This window comes from Halomonas sp. MCCC 1A13316 (genome assembly GCF_014931605.1).
In the GTDB taxonomy this organism is placed as follows: domain Bacteria; phylum Pseudomonadota; class Gammaproteobacteria; order Pseudomonadales; family Halomonadaceae; genus Halomonas.
Window position 1 is genome coordinate 3,814,925 of the sequence record NZ_CP053382.1, and the last position, 18,011, is coordinate 3,832,935.

At 63.8% G+C, this 18,011-nt stretch carries 19 protein-coding genes; 9 read left to right on the top strand and 10 right to left on the bottom strand.

What is annotated here, in order from left to right; genetic code table 11:
- The first annotated feature begins 17 nt into the window (after positions 1-17).
- Positions 18-1,262, top strand: a complete 1,245-nt coding sequence (locus tag HNO52_RS17650; protein ID WP_197566530.1) for a TraB/GumN family protein — start codon at positions 18-20, stop codon at positions 1,260-1,262.
- Positions 1,263-1,264: 2 nt separating this feature from the next.
- Here the strand turns inward: HNO52_RS17650 and HNO52_RS17655 are convergent, their stop codons facing one another.
- Positions 1,265-1,690: a transcriptional regulator gene (locus tag HNO52_RS17655; RefSeq protein WP_197566531.1), complete on the bottom strand. Its 426-nt coding sequence runs from the start codon at positions 1,688-1,690 to the stop codon at positions 1,265-1,267.
- A gap of 185 nt (positions 1,691-1,875) precedes the next feature.
- Between HNO52_RS17655 and HNO52_RS17660 the strand changes: the two genes are divergently transcribed.
- A complete protein-coding gene (locus HNO52_RS17660; RefSeq protein ID WP_197566532.1) occupies positions 1,876-3,306 on the top strand; it encodes a GGDEF domain-containing protein in 1,431 nt (476 codons plus the stop codon).
- A gap of 7 nt (positions 3,307-3,313) precedes the next feature.
- On the opposite strand, the gene HNO52_RS17665 is transcribed toward HNO52_RS17660, so the two are convergent.
- Genes HNO52_RS17665 through aceK form a run of 3 tightly spaced genes read right to left on the bottom strand, consistent with a single transcriptional unit; the run spans position 3,314 to position 6,631 of the window.
- Entirely contained in the window at positions 3,314-4,066 is a 753-nt protein-coding gene (locus tag HNO52_RS17665; RefSeq protein ID WP_197566533.1) for a tRNA-uridine aminocarboxypropyltransferase, read from the bottom strand.
- A gap of 51 nt (positions 4,067-4,117) precedes the next feature.
- Complete coding sequence (locus tag HNO52_RS17670; protein WP_197566534.1) at positions 4,118-4,852, bottom strand: SIR2 family NAD-dependent protein deacylase; 735 nt, start codon at positions 4,850-4,852, stop codon at positions 4,118-4,120.
- Between the two features lie 33 nt (positions 4,853-4,885).
- Positions 4,886-6,631, bottom strand: a complete 1,746-nt coding sequence (gene aceK / locus HNO52_RS17675; protein WP_197566535.1) for a bifunctional isocitrate dehydrogenase kinase/phosphatase — start codon at positions 6,629-6,631, stop codon at positions 4,886-4,888.
- Positions 6,632-6,816: 185 nt separating this feature from the next.
- Between aceK and HNO52_RS17680 the strand changes: the two genes are divergently transcribed.
- The gene (locus HNO52_RS17680) at positions 6,817-7,980 is read left to right on the top strand and encodes a glycosyltransferase family 4 protein (protein ID WP_197566536.1); all 1,164 of its coding nucleotides are present in this window, start codon (positions 6,817-6,819) and stop codon (positions 7,978-7,980) included.
- Complete coding sequence (locus tag HNO52_RS17685; protein ID WP_197566537.1) at positions 7,952-8,494, top strand: phosphatase PAP2 family protein; 543 nt, start codon at positions 7,952-7,954, stop codon at positions 8,492-8,494. The genes HNO52_RS17680 and HNO52_RS17685 overlap by 29 nt, the downstream gene beginning before the upstream one ends.
- 2 nt (positions 8,495-8,496) lie before the next feature.
- On the opposite strand, the gene HNO52_RS17690 is transcribed toward HNO52_RS17685, so the two are convergent.
- Positions 8,497-9,162, bottom strand: coding sequence for an SDR family oxidoreductase (locus HNO52_RS17690; protein WP_197566538.1), 666 nt, complete (start codon positions 9,160-9,162; stop codon positions 8,497-8,499).
- A 178-nt stretch (positions 9,163-9,340) separates the two neighbouring features.
- Here HNO52_RS17690 and HNO52_RS17695 point away from each other — a divergent pair, with 178 nt between their 5' ends.
- The 5 genes from HNO52_RS17695 (at position 9,341) to HNO52_RS17715 (ending at position 14,285) form a co-directional block, all read left to right on the top strand.
- Positions 9,341-10,777, top strand: coding sequence for a hypothetical protein (locus tag HNO52_RS17695; RefSeq protein WP_197566539.1), 1,437 nt, complete (start codon positions 9,341-9,343; stop codon positions 10,775-10,777).
- A 244-nt stretch (positions 10,778-11,021) separates the two neighbouring features.
- The gene (locus tag HNO52_RS17700) at positions 11,022-12,320 is read left to right on the top strand and encodes a Glu/Leu/Phe/Val family dehydrogenase (RefSeq protein ID WP_197566540.1); all 1,299 of its coding nucleotides are present in this window, start codon (positions 11,022-11,024) and stop codon (positions 12,318-12,320) included.
- Between the two features lie 83 nt (positions 12,321-12,403).
- The gene (locus HNO52_RS17705) at positions 12,404-13,171 is read left to right on the top strand and encodes a pseudouridine synthase (protein ID WP_197566541.1); all 768 of its coding nucleotides are present in this window, start codon (positions 12,404-12,406) and stop codon (positions 13,169-13,171) included.
- A 32-nt stretch (positions 13,172-13,203) separates the two neighbouring features.
- Complete coding sequence (gene tcdA / locus HNO52_RS17710; protein ID WP_197566542.1) at positions 13,204-14,046, top strand: tRNA cyclic N6-threonylcarbamoyladenosine(37) synthase TcdA; 843 nt, start codon at positions 13,204-13,206, stop codon at positions 14,044-14,046.
- 14 nt (positions 14,047-14,060) lie between these two features.
- Positions 14,061-14,285 (top strand): DUF1653 domain-containing protein, encoded by a 225-nt coding sequence (locus HNO52_RS17715; protein ID WP_197566543.1) that lies wholly within the window; start codon positions 14,061-14,063, stop codon positions 14,283-14,285.
- A 63-nt stretch (positions 14,286-14,348) separates the two neighbouring features.
- Here the strand turns inward: HNO52_RS17715 and bfr are convergent, their stop codons facing one another.
- The 5 genes from bfr to lptF all read right to left on the bottom strand — a co-directional run bounded on the left by bfr (position 14,349) and on the right by lptF (position 17,983).
- Positions 14,349-14,831: a bacterioferritin gene (gene bfr, locus HNO52_RS17720; RefSeq protein ID WP_197566544.1), complete on the bottom strand. Its 483-nt coding sequence runs from the start codon at positions 14,829-14,831 to the stop codon at positions 14,349-14,351.
- Between the two features lie 184 nt (positions 14,832-15,015).
- Positions 15,016-15,222, bottom strand: coding sequence for a (2Fe-2S)-binding protein (locus HNO52_RS17725; RefSeq protein WP_197566545.1), 207 nt, complete (start codon positions 15,220-15,222; stop codon positions 15,016-15,018).
- Positions 15,223-15,322: 100 nt separating this feature from the next.
- Positions 15,323-15,802, bottom strand: coding sequence for an RDD family protein (locus HNO52_RS17730; RefSeq protein WP_197566546.1), 480 nt, complete (start codon positions 15,800-15,802; stop codon positions 15,323-15,325).
- A gap of 37 nt (positions 15,803-15,839) precedes the next feature.
- Positions 15,840-16,904, bottom strand: a complete 1,065-nt coding sequence (gene lptG, locus HNO52_RS17735) for an LPS export ABC transporter permease LptG (RefSeq protein WP_197566547.1) — start codon at positions 16,902-16,904, stop codon at positions 15,840-15,842.
- The gene (lptF, locus tag HNO52_RS17740) at positions 16,904-17,983 is read right to left on the bottom strand and encodes an LPS export ABC transporter permease LptF (RefSeq protein WP_197566548.1); all 1,080 of its coding nucleotides are present in this window, start codon (positions 17,981-17,983) and stop codon (positions 16,904-16,906) included. Before lptF ends, lptG begins: the two co-directional genes overlap by 1 nt.
- Between the last annotated feature and the right edge of the window lie 28 nt (positions 17,984-18,011).

Sequence of the window (18,011 nt, forward strand, 5' to 3'; positions counted from 1 at the left end):
TTGCAACCCGAGCGTTCATGACCGACTCCCAGGACTCCGTGACAGCGCGCCTCCAGGACGGCACTTTCAGCGGCCCCCATCAAGTCGTTGAGGTGGGCGAGACCCGCTACACCCTGCTGGGCACCGCTCACGTCTCGGCCGAGAGCGCCGACGACGTACGCCGCCTGATTCGCTCCGGTGAATTCGACGCCGTGGCCATCGAACTGTGCGACGCACGCCACCATAATCTCAGTAACCCCGATGCCTTGGCCCAGCAGGACCTGTTCGAGATATTCCGTCGGGGCAAGGCCGGCATGGTCGCGGCCAACCTGGCACTGGGGGCGTTCCAGCAGCGAGTTGCCGAGCAGTCCGGCATCGAGCCCGGCGCCGAGATGCGTGCCGCCCTGGAGGAGGCGCGCCACCACGACCTGCCGCTGTTACTGATCGACCGTGACGTGGGGGTCACGCTCAAGCGCATCTACAGCAACGTGCCGTGGTGGCAACGTATGTCCCTGTTCACCGGCCTGCTGGGCAGCGTGATGTCGCGCCAGGAGATCAAGCCGGAGGAGATCGAGCGCCTCAAGGAAGGCGATGTGCTGGAGTCGACGTTCAGCGAGTTCGCTGCCGAGTCCGAGACGCTCTATACGCCGCTCATCTCGGAGCGCGATCGCTACATGGTGCTGCGCCTGGCGGAGCAGGCCCCTCCCGGACGCTACCGTAACGTACTGGTGGTGATCGGCGCCGGGCACATGAAAGGCATGGTCGAGCATTTCAGCGCCCCTCTGCCCGCCGAACCCGAAGTCGAGCGCCAACGCCTGGAAACCACCCCGCCGCCTTCGAAACTGTGGCGCGCGCTACCCTGGCTGATCACGGCGCTGGTGCTGATCGGTTTCGCCATCGGCTTCTCGCGCAATACCGACCTCGGCTGGCAACTGGTCGTCGAGTGGTTCCTGATCAATGGCTTGCTGTCGGGTCTAGCCACGCTCATCGCCTTGGCCCACCCGATCACCGTCGTGGCGACCATGTTCGCCGCCCCGCTCACCTCGCTCAATCCCACCATCGGTGCCGGTTTCGTTGCCGCCGGGGTCGAGCTATGGCTGCGCAAGCCCAAGGTGCGAGATTTCTCGATGCTGCGCCACGACGTCACCGAGTTGAAGGGGTGGTGGCGCAACCGAGTCTCGCGCACGCTGCTGGTGTTCCTGTTCGCCACCCTGGGCTCCGCCGCGGGTACCTGGATCGCCGGCTTCCGTATCGCCGGAGCATTGCTGGGGAGCACCGCCTAGGCTCAAGCCTCCTCGCCGGCCTGACCTTCCCCCGGGTCGCTTCGTTCGGCCCGGGAGAAGGCCTCGATGACCTGGGCCACCACCTTGCGCCGCTCTACCGGCAGGGCTAGATAGCGCTGCAGCACGCGGCGTTCCTCGGCGCTGACCGAAGCGTCCCAGGTGCCGCGCGGCTCGCTCACTCGATAGCCGCCGCCTTCACCGAAGCGCAGCGTCTGGGGCTCGACCCCGAGCCATTCGGCCAGCACCTGCAGCTTCTCCTGCTGCGGCAGGGTCTCCCCGCATAGCCATCGCCGAACGCCTTGCAACGTCACGGGTTTTCCCCAATAGCGCAGGTTGAATTCCCGCTCGAGTACGGCAGGGCGCGGTTCGTAGCCGGCAGCGCGCATGGCGTCGGCCAGCCGCTCGGCAAAGGCAGATTTCTCATTCATGGAAGGAATGTGCCGTGCATACCGAACTTGCGGTTAAACCTAGGTTGATATGAATCGACAACAAATGGTTTACTCTCATCATGTCGGAAGCCCTCGCGCACCATGCCGACCATCCTGATTGGCAGACACGCAGAAGGGGGACGGCAGCCACTCCAGCTGCCGGCTAAACACAACAGGGAAACACCATGCCGGACTCGCTTGATAGGGAACTCGATGCGAGCATCTGCCCGTCTGCACCGCCCCTCTTTGATGCGGTGCAGCCGCATGGCTGCCTCATTGCTCTGGACAGCGACTGGCAAGGTGTGTGCCTGGCCAGCGCCAATCTTTCTCGCTTCTTCGGCATGTCGCCCGCCGCAGCCCTTGGGCAACCGCCCGAAGAGGTGCTGGGTGTCGATACCGTCACGAGCCTGGCGATGACACTGGCTAAGGGACTTCCCGGCATGACTATCCTTTCTCGCCAGGCGGATGTCTCCGCGCGGCATCTCTACGTCTCCACGCATGTGGCAGAAGCTCATGTGATCCTCGAAGTGGAGCCCCAGGAGGGGAAAGGCCATGATCTGCCGGGGCTCGGCTACGCCTGGGGGATGCGTATCGCCCGGGCCAGCAGCGTCAACGAACTCTACGACCTATTGCTACGGGCACTGCATGCGCTGACCGGTTTCGAATCTTGCACTCTCTATAGCCATGAGTATGGCGGACGCAGCATACGGCTGGGCCAGGAAGGTACGCTTCACGAACCTTTTCCCAGCGAAGTGAGCCGCTGCGTCAGCGCACCGCTGATGCTAATCGACAGCCAGGCGGAACCGATCGAGCTACTCGCGATGCCAGGCCCTCTTCCGGACCTGTCGCGCTGCCCTCTGTGCCTGCCACCGCCTTTGCTACGCACCTGGCTGACCGGCCGGCAGGCCCGCGCGGCGCTGATCCTCGACCTCGGCGAGACGACGCCAAGCCGGTGCCAGGTAATATGTCGGGATCGCCAGCCATGTCATCTCGCCCCGCCGCGGCGGCAACAATTGCTGCAGCTTGTCCAACTGGCCGCGCTGCGCGAAGCGTTGCTCCACGAGAAGCGCGAGACTCGGCATCGTCACCGCCTGCTGCACGAACGCAATACTAGGCTGCAGTGGCTGGCCTACACCGATCCGTTGACCCAGGTGGCAAACCGTCATCGCATCGAACAGGTGCTCGAAGCCGAGCTGGCGATAGCCAGTCGGAACGCCAGCCCCTTGGCACTGCTGTTGCTCGATGTAGATCACTTCAAAGTGATCAACGATACCCATGGCCATGAAGTGGGCGATCGAGTGCTACGCCGAGTCGCCCAGGAAACTCAGTCACGGCTGCGCGACAGCGATCACCTGGGCCGCTGGGGCGGCGAGGAGTTCGTCGTCATCGTTCCCGGCTGCGACCTGGCCCAGGCACAAGAACTGGCCTGCCGATTGTGTCACGACTTCACCCATTGCCGCATCGAGCCCGTGGGGCAAGTCACCGCCAGCTTCGGTGTTGCCGTCCATCAGCCCGGAGACACCTCCAGGAAGCTGGTGCAACGCGCCGATCATGCCATGTATCGCGCCAAGCGAGCAGGGCGTGCCTGCGTGCGAACCCAGGAAGCCGACGAGTGACTGCACTCTACTCGGTGCGATATGCCATTAAGCGGCGCATCGCCGAGGTCGGCTGTTCGATCTTTTCATAGCGGCGGCTGGCGTCGTAACTGACGTTGAAAGCGTCGAAGTAGTCGTCCAGTACGAGGGCCGCCTCGAGGTCGCCGCTCTGGCGCAACAGCTCGACGGCCACTTCAGCGGTACATAGGTGAGCCTGCGACGCCGGCTTGCGCAGTCGGTAACGGGTCACACGTGAAGTGGCCAGCGGCAGCACCGGTAACCGATCGAGATAGGGGCTCTTGCGAAAGATGCGCCGCGCCTGACGCCAAGTGCCATCGAGCAGAATGAACACAGGTATTCTGCCGCTGGCCTTGACCTCACCAACGGCCTCAATGCCCACCACCCGGTCGGCGTAGTCGGGCTGATCGTCGGGGAAGACCACGAAGGGGGCAAAGCGCGGGTCGTCGAGCAGCGCCAGCAATCGTGGATCCGGCGCCGTACGATACCAGGTGAAGACCTCGGTCGCCGGCAGCACGTCGCAGATCAAGCGCCCGGTATTGGTCGGCTTGAAGTGCTCGAGCGGGTGGGTGATCAGCCACACGCGCGCCTCGCTCTCGGCGCTGGCCTGGTAGGGACAGAGACAGTTCAATACCGGCAGTTGGCAGCCCGGGCAGCGCTCGGTGAAGCTGCCCCGCGCCTTGAACTCGCGTCGCGGCGGGCGGGGATGCCCTGTCGCAGGGTCGCGCTCGGAAAGGTCGGCCTGGCAAGGCTCGTCCAGCATGTTCACGTATCCAGGGGCGGCGAGGGGCCATATTCTAGCACGCCCTAGCCGTCAGCCAACCAGGGTTTGCGGCACCCATAGCCTCCCTGCCCGCTGCCAGTGCCGCACCAGGGCCGGCACTCCCTTGCCGGCAGGCAGGCTGATGCGGGTCACCCCCGGCGGTGCCAGCGCTTCGGCTTCGGGATCCACCAGTACGCTGGGCGCGTCCAGCGGCGTGTGCTCGAGCAGCGAGGCGGCCGGCATCACCGCCAGCGAAGTCCCCACCACCAGCAACAGGTCTGCCCCGCCGACGATCTCGCAGGCGTCAGGGAAATGCGGCACGCTTTCACCGAACCACACCACGTCGGGGCGCAACTGGCTGCCCTTGTCGCAAATGTCACCCAGCGCGATCCCGCCGCGTGGCAGCGGGTACTGCATGCGAGCATCCACCGTGGAGCGTGCCTTGAGGATTTCGCCATGCAAGTGCAGCACGCTGCGCGAGCCGGCGCGCTCGTGCAGGTCATCGATGTTCTGGGTGATGATACTGACGCGAAAGCCCTGCTGCTCCAGCGCCGCCAACGCCTTGTGGGCGGCGTTGGGGCGCGCCCGGCGCACCTGCTCGCGGCGCAGGTTGTAGAACTGCAGCACGCGGGCGGGATCGCGCCGCCACGCTGCGGGCGTGGCGACCTCCTCGATGGGGTGCTCGGCCCATAGGCCATCGCCGGCGCGAAAGGTCTGGATGCCGCTTTCGGCGCTGATGCCCGAGCCGGTGAAAACCACCAGGTGGGGTCGCCTGTCGTCTGCCATACATCTCCTCACGTCGTCGCACTGGCCCCGGCGCTAGTAGACCAGACCGTTCTCCTCGCTGGCGCTGAAGCGCTGCTTGTTACGATAGGGATAGACGTCGATCACGCGCCCGTCGACGATCGCCTGCTGCAGCCCCTTCCAGTAGTCGGCATCGAACAGCTCCGGATGCAGCTGGTAGAAGAGCTTGCGCAATTTGAGGTCGGCGAACAGGAACGGTCCGAACTCCTCGGGGAAAATATCATTGGGTCCCACCGAGTACCAAGGCTCACCGGACAGCTCCTGCTCCGGATACATCGGCTCGGGAATGTGACGGAAGTTGCACTCGGTGAGATAGCACACCTCATCGTAGTCGTAGAAGATCACCCGCCCATGGCGGGTGACACCGAAGTTCTTCAGCAGCATGTCGCCGGGGAAGATGTTGGCCGCGGCCATCTGCTTGATGGCGTTGCCATAGTCCTTGAGCACCGCGCGGCTCTCCTCCTCGCCGATCTGCTCCAGATAGAGATTGAGCGGCGTCATCATGCGCTCGGTATAGCAGTGCTTGATGATCACCTTGTCCCCCCTGAGATATACCGTGGAAGGCGCCACCTCCAGCAGGTGTTCGAGGCATTCGGGCGAGAAATGATCCTGGCGTGCGATGAAGTTGGAAAACTCCTGGGTATCGGCCATGCGCCCGACCCGGTCGTGGCGCTTCACCAGCCGGTACTTCTCGCGTACGGTGTCGTGGCTCATCTCCTTGGAGGGATCGAAGCGGTCCTTGATGATCTTGAACACGGTGCGAAACGAAGGCAGCACGAATACCGCCATGACCATGCCGCGCACGCCCGGGGCAATGATGAACTTGTCCTCGCGCTTGGCCACCTGGCGGTTGAGCGCGCGGAAGAATTCGGTCTTGCCATGCTTGAAGAAGCCGATCGCCGAGTAGAGTTCGCCCTCCGGTTTGTCGGGCATCAGCTGCTGCAGGTAATCGACGAACTCGCCCGGCACCTGTACCTCGACCTGAAAGTAGGCGCGGGTGAAGGAGAAGATGATCGAGACCTCGTCCGATTCGATCAGCACAGTATCCAGGTGTAGCCCTTCGCCCTGCTCGTGCAGGATCGGCAGCACCAGCGGCACCTGTTCGCCATCGCCACGGACCCGCCCCACCAGGTAGGCCCCCTTGTTGCGGTAGAACACGCTCTTGAGCAGCTCGATCTCGGCGTCCGGCGCCGCGAGGATCGCCGGGGGCAGATGGCCGCTCAGGAACTCGCCGCCCAGCCGTACGTCCCGCTCCAGATCGTCGAAGGGGGTCTCGAAGGGTGCCTCGGTCAGCGCCCAGCGAACCGCCGCCTCCCAGTCACCCTCGACGGGCATGCGGTGGCAGGGCTCGAGACCCGAATGGTGGGCTGCGGCGTCCCGCGAGCTGTAGACGAACATCCAGTCGTTGCGGATGTGACGATGGTGAAAGATCGAGCAGAACAGTGAGTTGAAATAGGTCTCGGCCAGTTCGTAGTCGAGCCGCTCGCTGATCAGTTCAGCATAGTGGTTGCGCGCCTCGCGCCAGCATTCGCAGTGCGTCAGATCGTCCTCGTCCAGCGCGCGCTGTAACCGCCCCAAGGTCTCGCCGACCTTCTCCTCGTAGAGATTGATGCGCTCGGCCGAGGCCTGCTGAGCCTCGCGCCAGGCGGCATCGCGAAAGCGCCGGCTGGCATCCGCGGTGATCTCCTTGAAGCGGGTACGGTACTCGTCGAAACCATGCAGGATGGTGGCGGCGAGGCGGTAGGCGGGGGAATGCTTCATGGCGGACTCCGGGCAGCGTAAGCCCCCAGCTTCGCTAATTCTCGCCGACAGCGCGAGCCGACCATGGTGGGGCGCGCTGTAGTTCAACGACACGACCGTCGTCACTCTTTCATCATCGAGCTGTCGCCGGGCCGTCATCCACGGCTGGCATTCTCGCTCTCAAGCTCCCAGGCAGCGAGGATGCCATGCGAATCTGTCTTGTCAGCGAGACCTGGACGCCCGATATCAACGGGGTCGCCCACACCCTCACGCAGTTGAGCCAGGAGCTGTTGGCACGGGGCATGTCGCTGCAGCTCATCCGCCCACACCCGGCCGACGCCAATGCCCCGCGGCGCACGCCGGACATGCAGGCCGAACTACGGGTACCGGGCATGGCGATACCCGGCTACCACGCCGTGCGCATCGGCATGCCGGCGAAACGGCGTATTCGGCGAATGTGGCAGAAACAGCGCCCCGTTGTGGTCTACCTGGCCACTCAAGGCCCGCTGGGTTGGTCGGCGCGGCATGTGGCCAGGCGCATGGGCATTCCACTGGTGGCAGGCTGGCACACCAACTTTGATCACTATTGCAGCGACTACCGGGTACCCTGGCTGGCTCCGACGCTGATGCGCGGGCTGCGCCACTTTCACAACGGCTGCCGGGCCACGTTGGTGCCCACTCGCCAGCAGGCGGATGCGCTCGCCCGCCAGGGCTTTCAGCGGCTCGAGGTAATGGGCCGAGGCATCGACCACCGGCGGCTCGATCCTGCACTGCGCTGTGCCGAGCTGCGCCGGAGCTGGGGCGTCGACGAACACCGTCCGGTGGCGCTGCACGTCGGTCGACTGGCAGCGGAGAAGAACCTCGCCCTGTTACGCGAGACCTTCCATGCCATGCGCAGTGCACGCCCCGACATGGCCCAAGTCATCGTCGGCGACGGGCCGGCGCGCCGTTCGCTCGAAAAAGCACTGCCTGAGGTGCGCTTTACCGGCTTCATCTCGCCGGAAGCGCTAGCCCGACACTTCGCCAGTGCCGATCTGTTTCTGTTCCCTTCACTCTCGGAAACCTGGGGCAACGTGGTGCCGGAAGCCATGGCCAGCGGCCTTGCCGTGGTGGCCTACCGTCACGCCGCCGCTGCCGAACTGATCGACAGCGGCATCAACGGCGTGACAGTACCCGCCGGTGATGCCGAGGCGTTTCGCGAGGCCGCCGTGACGCTGTGCCAGCAGCCGGCGCGTTACGCCCAGATGGGCCGTGCAGCGCGCCTGCGCTGCCAGACATGCCGTTGGCCGGCCATTGCCGATATCTTTCTCTCCATTCTCGAGCGAGCCCGGGAGGTGAACCGTGCGTCCACGCACCCTTGCGGTATTTGATCGACTCGACCTGCTCGAGTGGCGCCTCTGCCAGCGCTTCGCCAGCCTCAGCCTGTACGTCCCGTGGCTTGCCACCCTGCGCCTGGCCAGCCGAGTGGGCGACTGGCCTGTGTGGGTGCTGCTGATCGCCGCTCAGCCGCTGCTCCAACCCCAGGCTGGGCTCGCTCATTTTCTGCAGTACGCTACGACTGGCCTCATCGCCGTTGCCGTCTACCGCCTGATCAAGACCCGCCTGTGCCGGGAGCGCCCCTTCATCACCTTCGTCAACATCATCCAGTGTGGCGAGCCGGCCCGCGACCGCTACAGCTTCCCCAGCGGGCATACCATGCATGCGGTGATGTTCTGCGTACTGACCGCCGCTCATGCTCCCTGGTTACTGCCACTGCTGGTGCCGCTGGCGCTACTCATCGCAATGTCGCGGGTCGGGCTCGGCCTGCATTACATCAGCGACGTGGCTGCCGGTGCCGCCATCGGCTACGTGTTCGCCCTGGCCAGCCTCTACCTGGCAGGCTGATGTTACCAGGGCAGTGCCTCACCATTGCTATGCCAAAAGCCGCCACTGGTTTCCAGCGTCAACGCTGCGATGCGAGCGGCGATGCCGGCAGCCGCCTCTTCGGTAGGGATCAGGCCACCGAAGTTGACCATGCGGGTCTGCACGTAGCCCGGATGCAGCTGGGCTACGGCGATCCCCTTGGGCTTGAGATCGATGGCCAGCGACTTGCCGAAGGCGTTCAGCGCTGCCTTCGATGCCCGGTAGCCGTAGCGCCCGCCGGAGTCGTTGTCGGCGATGGACCCCATGCGGCTGGTGACGTTGGCCACCTTGCTGCCAGCGCCCAGGTTGTCGAGCAGCGCCTCGGTCACCCGCAGCGGGCCGTAGGCGTTGACTTCCATCTGCTCGCGAATGGTGTCGAAGTCGAGCGAGCCCAGCGATTCGTCGTGCATCAGGCCGGCATTGTTGATCAATAGGTCCAGGCGCTGCCCACGAACGGCCTCGGACAGTCTCGCAACGTCCTCGTCCCAAGCCACGTCGATGCCCTCGATCAGCTGATCGGCGACCTCGGCGAGTTCCGCCGAAGCGGTACGACACACGCCGATCACCTGCCAGCCCTCTCCCTTGTAGTGGCGGGCCAATGCCAGACCGATGCCACGATTGGCTCCGGTGACCAATACCCTGGATGCCATGACTACTCCTTTATCTCAAATGACGGATGCCCTTCAGTTTGGTGGCCGACTCGGGAAGTGCAAGTGCCGATTCGGCACATTTCCATCAACGTAACGAGCGGCATATAATGGTTACGCAATGTAATTGCCCGCTTTGGTTTACCCTCACCGATGCCTGCCATCGAACAAGGATGCTTTCATGGCCAATCACGCCTCAACTGTTACCTTCGCCGCCCTGGGTGGCGCTGCTGTCGGCCTGATCGTCGGCTGGCAACTGCCCGACACCACCACGACCGCCGCACCGATCATCGAAGCGGCTGAAGCCGAAACGGAAACCGACAGCGCCTCGTTGCCTTCGCTGCAACTGGACGAGCGCGTGCGCGGCGAGATCACCTCGGCCAGCGAGCTCAACGGCAAGGATGGTAGCCGCTTCGAACGTTTCACCCTGGCACTCGAGGAAGAGGCGCTCGTCGAGATCGAACTCGACGGGCCCCTGCAGGGCACCCTTTCACTTTATGATGCCGATGAGCAGTTGCTCGCTTCGAGTGCCAATCCGGCCTATTACGACACCCCGGCAGCCGCCTCGCTGCGCCGTCGTATCGACGAGAGCGGCGACTACATGGTGGTGGTCAGTGGCCAGGACATGCATAGCTATGGCCCCTTCACGGTGACCAGCCGTCTGATGGAGCTCACCACCAGCGATACGCTCGAGATGCCCTCGCGTGCCGATGGCTGGTTGCAAGACGATGGCGACACCTACAGCGTGACGATCGAGGAAAGCGGCCTGTACCGGTTCGAGATGAGTTCCAGCGACGTGGATGCCTATCTGGTGCTGGAAGGCCCCAATGGCTACCGGCGCGAGGACGACGACAGCGCAGGCAACCTGAACGCTCGCATTGCCGACTTCCTCGAACCCGGGGAATATCAGCTCATTGCACGCTCTGCCTACGAACAGGAAGGCGGCCTCTACTCCCTGGAACTGGGCTCCCATGAGCTGGCCAGCGACGAGACGCTGCGCAACAGCGGTACGCTGGCAATGGACGAACCGCTGCACGGCTGGTTCAGCGGCGAGACGCTGACGTACGAGTTCACCCTGGATGAGCCTGCCGCCGTGACCATCGACATGGTCTCGTCCGATTTCGACGCCTATCTCGAACTTCATGGCGACAACGTCTTCGTCAGTGACGACGACGGTGGCGGCGAGCTCAACGCCCGGCTCTACTCCCCCCTCGAAGCCGGTAGCTACCGCGTGACTGCGCGTAGCCATGGCGGCAGCGGCAGCGGCAGCGGTCTATTCGAGCTGCGCGCCAGCGCAACCGCGATCGACGAGCTACCCAGCAACGGACAGTTGGAAGTCAATAGTCCAGTGAATGCCAGGCTGGAGCCGGGCGTTCGCGATTACTACGAGCTGGAAGTCGAGGAAGCCGGCCGCTATCGCCTCGACCTACTTTCGGACGATTTCGACGCCTATCTCGAACTCGATGGCCAGGGCCAGTATCTGCGCGACGACGACGGCGCCGGTGGGCTGAATTCTCGTATCAGCGCCCATCTGGAACCAGGCAGCTATCGTGCCACCGCCCGCGCCTATGGCAATAGCGAAAGCGGAAGCTATACGCTGCAGCTGCACCGCGAGTGAGCTGAACCCGGCTAAGGCCGCAATGAGGGGCAGCGCACAGCCGCCCCTCCCTTGGGTCAACACCCGACCCCATCACGCTTCGCACTTCTCCCCTTCCCATCGCTCAGTTGACCGCTGAGCAACGCCACCTCCCTCTTCAAACGGCACGCTTGGCGCCTCCGCACCCTCCTGCCCGGTCGCCCGCGGCCATGGGCTGCTACGCTGAACTTGGCAACGAATGAACATGCGTATCAGGAGGAAACCGATGTCTCGGCAAAAGGAACATGCCAACCTGTTCGAGGACGCGCTCTCGCGCTTGGAGGAAGTATTCGCCGCCATCAACGTTCACGGTGATGCCAGGGAGCGCCTGATGCAGCCCAACCTGGTGATGCGGGTTAGCGTGCCCGTGCGTATGGATGACGGCAGTCTCAAGGTCTTCCCCGGCTGGCGCGTGCAGTACAACAATACCTTGGGGCCGGCCAAGGGAGGCATCCGCTTTCACCCCGACGTCAACCAGGATGAAGTGACCACGCTGAGCTTCTGGATGTCGGTAAAATGTGCCGTGGTCGACCTGCCCTACGGTGGCGGAAAGGGCGGTGTCAGAGTCGATCCCAAGACGTTGTCCAAGCTGGAGCTGGAACGGCTCGCGCGCAGCTACGTACGTGCCATTGTCGACATCATGGGGCCCGACCGAGACATCCCCGCTCCCGACGTGAATACCAACTCCATGGTGATGGGCTGGATGGCCGACGAATTCGATCATCTCGCTCGCGGCAAGGTGCCTGCCGCCATCACCGGCAAGCCACCCGAGCTGGGCGGCTCGCTGGGCCGCGTTGCCGCCACCGGCCGTGGCGCTCTGCACGTACTCGACCTGTGGGCCGCCCGTGAGCAGCGCCGGCCCGAGGAGACCACCCTGGCCATCCAGGGCTTCGGCAACGCCGCCTACCATTTCGCCCGCCTGGCCCATGAGCGGGGTTATCGCATCATCGCGGTCTCCGACTCGAAGGGCGCCATCTACAGCCGCCAGGGCCTGGACCCCGACTCCATCATGGAGCAGAAGACCCAGAACCAGCGCCTGCACGACATGGTCTACTGCGACGACTCGGTGTGCATCGCCGAAGATGCGGAACCGATCGAGCGTGACGAACTGTTGACCCTGGAGGCGGACGTGCTGGTGCTGGCGGCGCTGGAGAACCAGGTTCACGAGGACAACGTCGACCAGGTCAAGGCCGGCGCGCTGCTCGAGATCGCCAACGGCCCGGTTACCAGCCGTGCCGATGCACGACTCGAAGAGCGCGGCGTGCCGGTGCTGCCCGACGTGCTGGCCAATACCGGCGGCGTGATCGTCAGCTACTACGAATGGGTACAGAACCGCAGCGGAGAGCGCTGGACCGAGGAAGAGGTCAACTCGCGCCTGGCCAAGCGGCTGGAACGGCAGAGCCGGCTCGTCTTCGAGCGCGCCGAGCGAGAGGATATCTCCTATCGCAAGGCCGCCTATCGCCAGGGCATCGAGCATATCTCAAGGGCCATTCAGCTACGTGGCAACTGCCAGGATAGTGAGTGAGCGCGCTCCCGGCGCCCGGTAAGGTGACAAGACCCACGGTGGGGGTGACAATAACGCCCCCTCGCAAGCAGATTCGGGTCGCAATGACGGAACCCCTGACTATTCTTTATCGGGACGAGCAACTGGTCGCGGTACACAAGCCAGCGGGATTGCTGGTGCACCGCTCCAAGCTGGCAGGCGGGGTGAGCGAGTTCTTGCTGCAACGCCTGCGCAACCAGTTGGGCCAACGCGTCTACCCGGTCCATCGGCTCGATCGCCCTACCTCGGGCGTGATGATCTTTGCCCTGGATCCGGCCAGCGCGGCCCGTCTGGGGGAAACCTTCACCCAGCGCCGGGTCACCAAGCGCTACCTCGCCGTGGTGCGCGGTACCGGTCCAGAGCACGAATGGCTGGACTATGCCCTGCGCGAGGAGGATGGCAGCCGTCCCAAGGCGGAGATGCCGCCGCTGGAGGCGCTGACCGAGATCAGGCGACTGGATGGCGTGGAGCTGCCGGTTCAAGTGGATCGCTATCCTGCCAGCCGCTACTCGCTGATGGATGTGCGTCCGCTGACCGGTCGCCGCCATCAGATTCGCCGACACCTGTCGCGGCGGGGCTATCCGATCATCGGCGATGCCAAGCATGGCAAGGGTAACCACAATCGTTTTTTCGCCGAACGCCTGGGCTGCCCGCGGCTGTTGCTGGCGGCGGTTGGCTTGAGCTTCGATCACCCTGTGGGCGAGCATGGGCTGGCATTGAGCTGTGCGCTGGATGCCACCATGACGGCTCTGTTCCAGCACTTTGGCTGGGCCGGTCATCTGCCTGTCGATAGCGCCTGCCGCCTCGACATTGCACCGTCCACCACAACCTGACACCGCCTGAGCCGGAGATTCGATACGCCACCATGACCGCCTCGCTACGCCCACACGATGCCGCCCCGCCAGCTCAGGATGATTATGACTTCCGCTTCGGTGGCATCAGGCGCCTCTACGGCGCCCGTGCTCTCGAACGCTTTCGCAGTGCCCATGTGGTGGTGGTCGGGGTAGGCGGCGTCGGCAGTTGGGCAGTGGAAGCGCTGGCACGCTCGGGTATCGGCCGCCTTACGCTGATCGACCTCGACGACGTCTGCGTCTCCAATGTCAATCGCCAGTTGCCCGCACTGGACGGCACCATCGGCCGCCCCAAGGTGGAAGTTCTGGCCGAGCGCTGCCGGGCGATACAGCCCGGCATCGAGGTCGTGGCCGATACCGCCTTCGTCACCCCGACCAACCTGGCCCAGCGCATCCCGGACGACGCCGACCATGTGATCGATGCCATCGACAGCGTGGTGGCCAAGGCCGCGCTGATCCACTGGTGCCGGCGGCGCAAGCTGCCCATCGTCGTCGCCGGCGCCGCCGGCGGCCAGACAGACCCCACGCGTATCAAGGTGGCCGACCTTTCGCGCACCGAACATGATCCTCTGCTGGCCAAGGTTCGTGCACGTCTGCGCCGCGACCATGGCTTTTCACGCAACCCAAAGCGGCGCTTCTCCGTCGAATGCGTCTATTCTGACGAGCAACTGGTTTATCCGGGCCCGGGTGGCGAGGTCTGCCTGCAGAAGCCCGCAAGCGGCGAGTCGACCCGGCTAGACTGCGCCTCAGGAGTGGGTGCGGCCACCTTCGTCACCGGCGGCTTCGGCTTCGTTGCCGCCTCGCGGGTTCTTGCACGGCTGGCCAAGGCGGCCGCCAACAACGACATAGCCCCCTGACTGGAGTCCACGCGATGTCCCAGCCCCTCCCCGTCCCGGGGATCTACAGCCACTACAAGGGCAATCGCTACGAGGTTCTCGGTGTCGCCCACCACAGCGAGACCGAGGAGCTGCTAGTGGTCTATCGCGCGCTGTATGGCGACTACGGCCTGTGGGTGCGGCCCTTGGAGATGTTCACCGAGACCGTCGAGGTACGCGGCGAACCGGTACCGCGCTTCGATCTTGAAAAGGCTTTCTAGCCAAGGGCTCACAAACGAAACCGGCGCCCTGAGGCGCCGGAGAGATCATAAGCGACCGCAACGTCACTCGTCGCCGGCTTCCTGCATCTGGCGCAGCATGTAATTCTCGATGCCGACCTTGTCGATCAGGCCGAGTTCGGTCTCGATATGATCGATGTGCTCCTCCTCGTCGGCGAGGATATGGCGGAACAGATCACGGGATACGTAGTCCTTGACCTGCTCGCAGTAGGCGATGGCCTCGATGTAGTCGTTACGCCCCTCGTGCTCGATCTTGAGATCGCTCTCGAGCATCTCGCGCACGTTCTCGCCGATGTGCAGCTTGCCGAGGTCCTGCAAGTTGGGCACGCCCTCGAGGAACAGGATGCGCTCGATCAGCTTGTCGGCATGCTTCATTTCGTCGATCGACTCATCGTACTCCCACTTGGCCAGTGCCTTGAGCCCCCAGTCCTTGTACATCTTGGCATGCAGGAAGTACTGGTTGATTGCCACCAGCTCATTGCCGAGGGACTTGTTGAGGTATTCGATGACCTTGGCATCGCCTTTCATTGCCTTTCTCCCTTCTCTTCGTCTCGGCCTTGGGCCTGTCTTGGCGTTGCGTCACGCTCAGCGAATCATAATAGGCAGTATCAGCACAAACGCGCAAAAAATCCAACCGAGACAGTCGGTTGGATTAATGGCAACAAGAATGAGAGAGATTGGCAACGACAGCCGCTGGCAGCGGCTGAAAACACTACACGGCGTAGGCGAGATCGCTGGCCGAGGCCATCAATTCGGCCTTGACGGCTTCGCGGGTGATGGTCTTGCCGACACAGGCGCACTTGCCGCACTGAGTACCGCAGCCGGTTTCCTGCTGAACCTCACGCCAGCTACGGGCACCGCCTTCGACGCTCTCACGAATCTTGCGGTCCGATACGCCCTTGCAAAGACATACGTACATCGACATTCACCTCGCTGTGCTTACAAGAGGCAATGTAAATGATTCGCATAGGCTATCGCAAGAGGAAAGCGACGTTTTTTTGATCCAGGTCAGCCTGGCACTAGCGACGGCTCGCCTTGGGAATGACCACGATACGCGTGCCCGAAGCGATATCTGGCCAGCTGCGGCGTTCGCTGTCGAACAGCACCCAGAAATAACCGAGCCCGAAGGCGGCCAGTGAAAGCCAGGCAACCAAATAGCGCACCAGGCTCTGGTGCAGGGTGATCGAGTGGCCACTGCGAGTCTGTACGCGCAGGCGCCAGGCTTGCATGCCCAGGGTCATGCCGCCGCGCATCCAGGAAAAGGCGAAGAACACGAACGCCCCTACCAGCAACGCCAATTGCAGGGTCAGGCGCTGTGGCGCGCCCTGTCCCACCAGCTCGGCATCCAGCCCCAGGACCAGGCGTACGAAGGCCACGTGCAGCACGGCGATCAAGATCCAGATCGCCAGGACCAGCAGGGCATCGTAGAGCATGGCGCCCAGACGCCGCCCCAGGCCGGCGGGCCACACATCGTCGAGCTGATCGAATCGTCGTTGCATTATCGTCCCTTGTTTCAGGTCCATGCCGAGCGCGCCGCTAGCCCGAGCGACGCAGCAGATAAAAGCCCAAGGCGGCGCAGAGCAGCGTAGGCGCCAGCACCGCCCACACCGGTGAGAAGCCGAATACGGTGGAGGCCGGCGCCAGCAGGTCCTGCAGGTACTTGAACGACAACCCGACGATCACGCCGTAGAACACCCGCGTGCCGGCGGCCACGGTGCGCAGCGGACCGAACACGAATGACGCCGCGACCAGCACCAGCGAGGCCATGGTCAGTGGCATCAACATCTTCTGCCAGAAATAGAGCAGCGGTTGGGTGGCCTGCTGCCCCTGGGACAACAAATAGCGCGAGTAGGCCCATAGCTCGCTCGGGGCTTGGCTGTCGATATCGCGGAGCAAACGGTTGAGCTGGTCGGGAGTCAGGGACGTATCCCATCTCAGTCGTTCGTGCGTCTCGGCCTCGGTACGGTCGTCGCCGAAGCGCGTGATCTTCACTTCTTCGAGCATCCAGCGATCGCCTTCCCAGGACGCACGCGACGCTTGCACGGCTTCGCGCAGCCTCCTGTCGTCGAAGACGTAGCGGGTCAGGTCGAGAACCGTGTCATCGGCACGGATGGCACCGAACCGGTAGATGCTATCCCCCTCGCGCTGCCAACCGCCACTCTGCGTCAGCAATGCACCCTCTCCTTGCATCTGCTCCAGGCGCCAGGCGCTAGCGTACTGTTCGGTGCGCGGGCTGACGAATTCGGCAATCAAGAGCAGGATGGCCACCACCAGAATGATCGGCTTCATCACGCCCCACAGGATGCGGGCCAATGAGCGCCCGGCCGCTCGCATCACCGTCAGCTCGTTGCTCGAGGCCATGCTGCCCAGGCCGATCAGCGCCCCGATAAGCACGCCTACCGGCGCATACTGGTAGAAGCGCCAGGGCAGGCGCATCAGCAGGAAGAGCAGCACCTGGAGAGCCCCATAGTTGCCTTCGACGTCGCCCAGGTCGTTGATGTAAGTGATCACCAGGTCGAGGCCAAGCAGGACGACCTGAACGACGAGGATCGCCCCCAGCACGTTGCGCGCAATATAGCGGTCGAGACGGTCCGTCAGCATCAACGCATCCCCCTGCGCTGGTTATGCATCAGCAGCCCAAGGCCAAGCGCCAGGAACACGAGATGGATCGGCCACATGCCGATCATCGGCGACAGCGATCCGCGACCGATGGCATCCAGCGCTGCCAACAGCAGGCTGAGGTAGCAAATGTGCAGAAAGATCGCCGGCAACAGCTTGGCGAAACGGCCCTGGCGCGGATTGACCCGCGAGAGCGGCATCGCCATCAAGGTCAGGATAAAGACCATCAGCGGTAGCGAGAGTCGCCACTGCAACTGGGCGTGGGCTCGCTCGGAGTCGTCGCCGAACAGCTCGGCAGTGGTAGCGTACTCGGCCGACTCCAGCTCTCGCTGCTCAGCGGCGAGAGAAAGACGCACGGCATAGGTCTCGAATTTTAGCCGCTCGGCTTCGAAGCGCCCCGGCTCGACGCTGTAGCGCTCGCCATCGGCCAGAACCAGAAAGCGGCTGCCGGTCTCGTGATCGACGGTCTGATAGCCGCTACCGGCACGCGTCACGGCAGTCTCGGGCGAGCCGTCGCGGCGGCGCTGGCGCTCGCTGATGAAGACTTCCTGCATGCGGCTGCCATCGTCGCTGAAAGATTCGGTATAGGCGGTGCGACCGCCGCCGAAGTCCTGGAAGCGTCCCGGAGCCAGGGCGGTGAAGTCAATCTGGCTGCTCTGCTCCTCGAGCATTACGGCATTGTGCAGTGCGCCGGCCGGGGTCAGCCACAGACTGCACAGCCCCACCACTACCGCCACCAGGGTCGCCGGCACCAGGCTGACCTGAAACAGCCGGGCGGGGCTGATACCGCAGGCCACCAGCACGGTGATCTCACTGTTGAGATAGAGCTGACCGTATGCCAGCAGAATGCCGAGAAAGAAGGCCAGCGGCAGGATCAGCTCGAGAAAGCCGGGCAGGTGAAAGAGCATCAAACTGCCGAGGATGGTGGCGGGAATGTCGCCCTCCGCGGCCTCGGTGAAATAGCGGATGAAGCGACTGCCCATGATGACCAGCAGCAGCACGCCGGCAACGGCGGCCATGGTGAGCAGGATCTCGCGGGTAAGGTATCGAAAAATGATCATGCAGCGGTCTTCCATGCAATGGCGCCAT

Excerpts from the sequence above, each read along its gene's own strand:
- HNO52_RS17650 (WP_197566530.1), top strand. The coding sequence starts at position 18 with ATGACCGACTCCCAGGACTCCGTGACAGCGCGCCTCCAGGACGGCACT.
- HNO52_RS17655 (WP_197566531.1), bottom strand. The coding sequence starts at position 1,690 with ATGAATGAGAAATCTGCCTTTGCCGAGCGGCTGGCCGACGCCATGCGC.
- HNO52_RS17660 (WP_197566532.1), top strand. The coding sequence starts at position 1,876 with ATGCCGGACTCGCTTGATAGGGAACTCGATGCGAGCATCTGCCCGTCT.
- HNO52_RS17665 (WP_197566533.1), bottom strand. The coding sequence starts at position 4,066 with ATGCTGGACGAGCCTTGCCAGGCCGACCTTTCCGAGCGCGACCCTGCG.
- HNO52_RS17670 (WP_197566534.1), bottom strand. The coding sequence starts at position 4,852 with ATGGCAGACGACAGGCGACCCCACCTGGTGGTTTTCACCGGCTCGGGC.
- aceK (WP_197566535.1), bottom strand. The coding sequence starts at position 6,631 with ATGAAGCATTCCCCCGCCTACCGCCTCGCCGCCACCATCCTGCATGGT.
- HNO52_RS17680 (WP_197566536.1), top strand. The coding sequence starts at position 6,817 with ATGCGAATCTGTCTTGTCAGCGAGACCTGGACGCCCGATATCAACGGG.
- HNO52_RS17690 (WP_197566538.1), bottom strand. The coding sequence starts at position 9,162 with ATGGCATCCAGGGTATTGGTCACCGGAGCCAATCGTGGCATCGGTCTG.
- HNO52_RS17695 (WP_197566539.1), top strand. The coding sequence starts at position 9,341 with ATGGCCAATCACGCCTCAACTGTTACCTTCGCCGCCCTGGGTGGCGCT.
- HNO52_RS17700 (WP_197566540.1), top strand. The coding sequence starts at position 11,022 with ATGTCTCGGCAAAAGGAACATGCCAACCTGTTCGAGGACGCGCTCTCG.
- HNO52_RS17705 (WP_197566541.1), top strand. The coding sequence starts at position 12,404 with ATGACGGAACCCCTGACTATTCTTTATCGGGACGAGCAACTGGTCGCG.
- tcdA (WP_197566542.1), top strand. The coding sequence starts at position 13,204 with ATGACCGCCTCGCTACGCCCACACGATGCCGCCCCGCCAGCTCAGGAT.
- HNO52_RS17715 (WP_197566543.1), top strand. The coding sequence starts at position 14,061 with ATGTCCCAGCCCCTCCCCGTCCCGGGGATCTACAGCCACTACAAGGGC.
- bfr (WP_197566544.1), bottom strand. The coding sequence starts at position 14,831 with ATGAAAGGCGATGCCAAGGTCATCGAATACCTCAACAAGTCCCTCGGC.
- HNO52_RS17725 (WP_197566545.1), bottom strand. The coding sequence starts at position 15,222 with ATGTACGTATGTCTTTGCAAGGGCGTATCGGACCGCAAGATTCGTGAG.
- HNO52_RS17730 (WP_197566546.1), bottom strand. The coding sequence starts at position 15,802 with ATGCAACGACGATTCGATCAGCTCGACGATGTGTGGCCCGCCGGCCTG.
- lptG (WP_197566547.1), bottom strand. The coding sequence starts at position 16,904 with ATGCTGACGGACCGTCTCGACCGCTATATTGCGCGCAACGTGCTGGGG.
- lptF (WP_197566548.1), bottom strand. The coding sequence starts at position 17,983 with ATGATCATTTTTCGATACCTTACCCGCGAGATCCTGCTCACCATGGCC.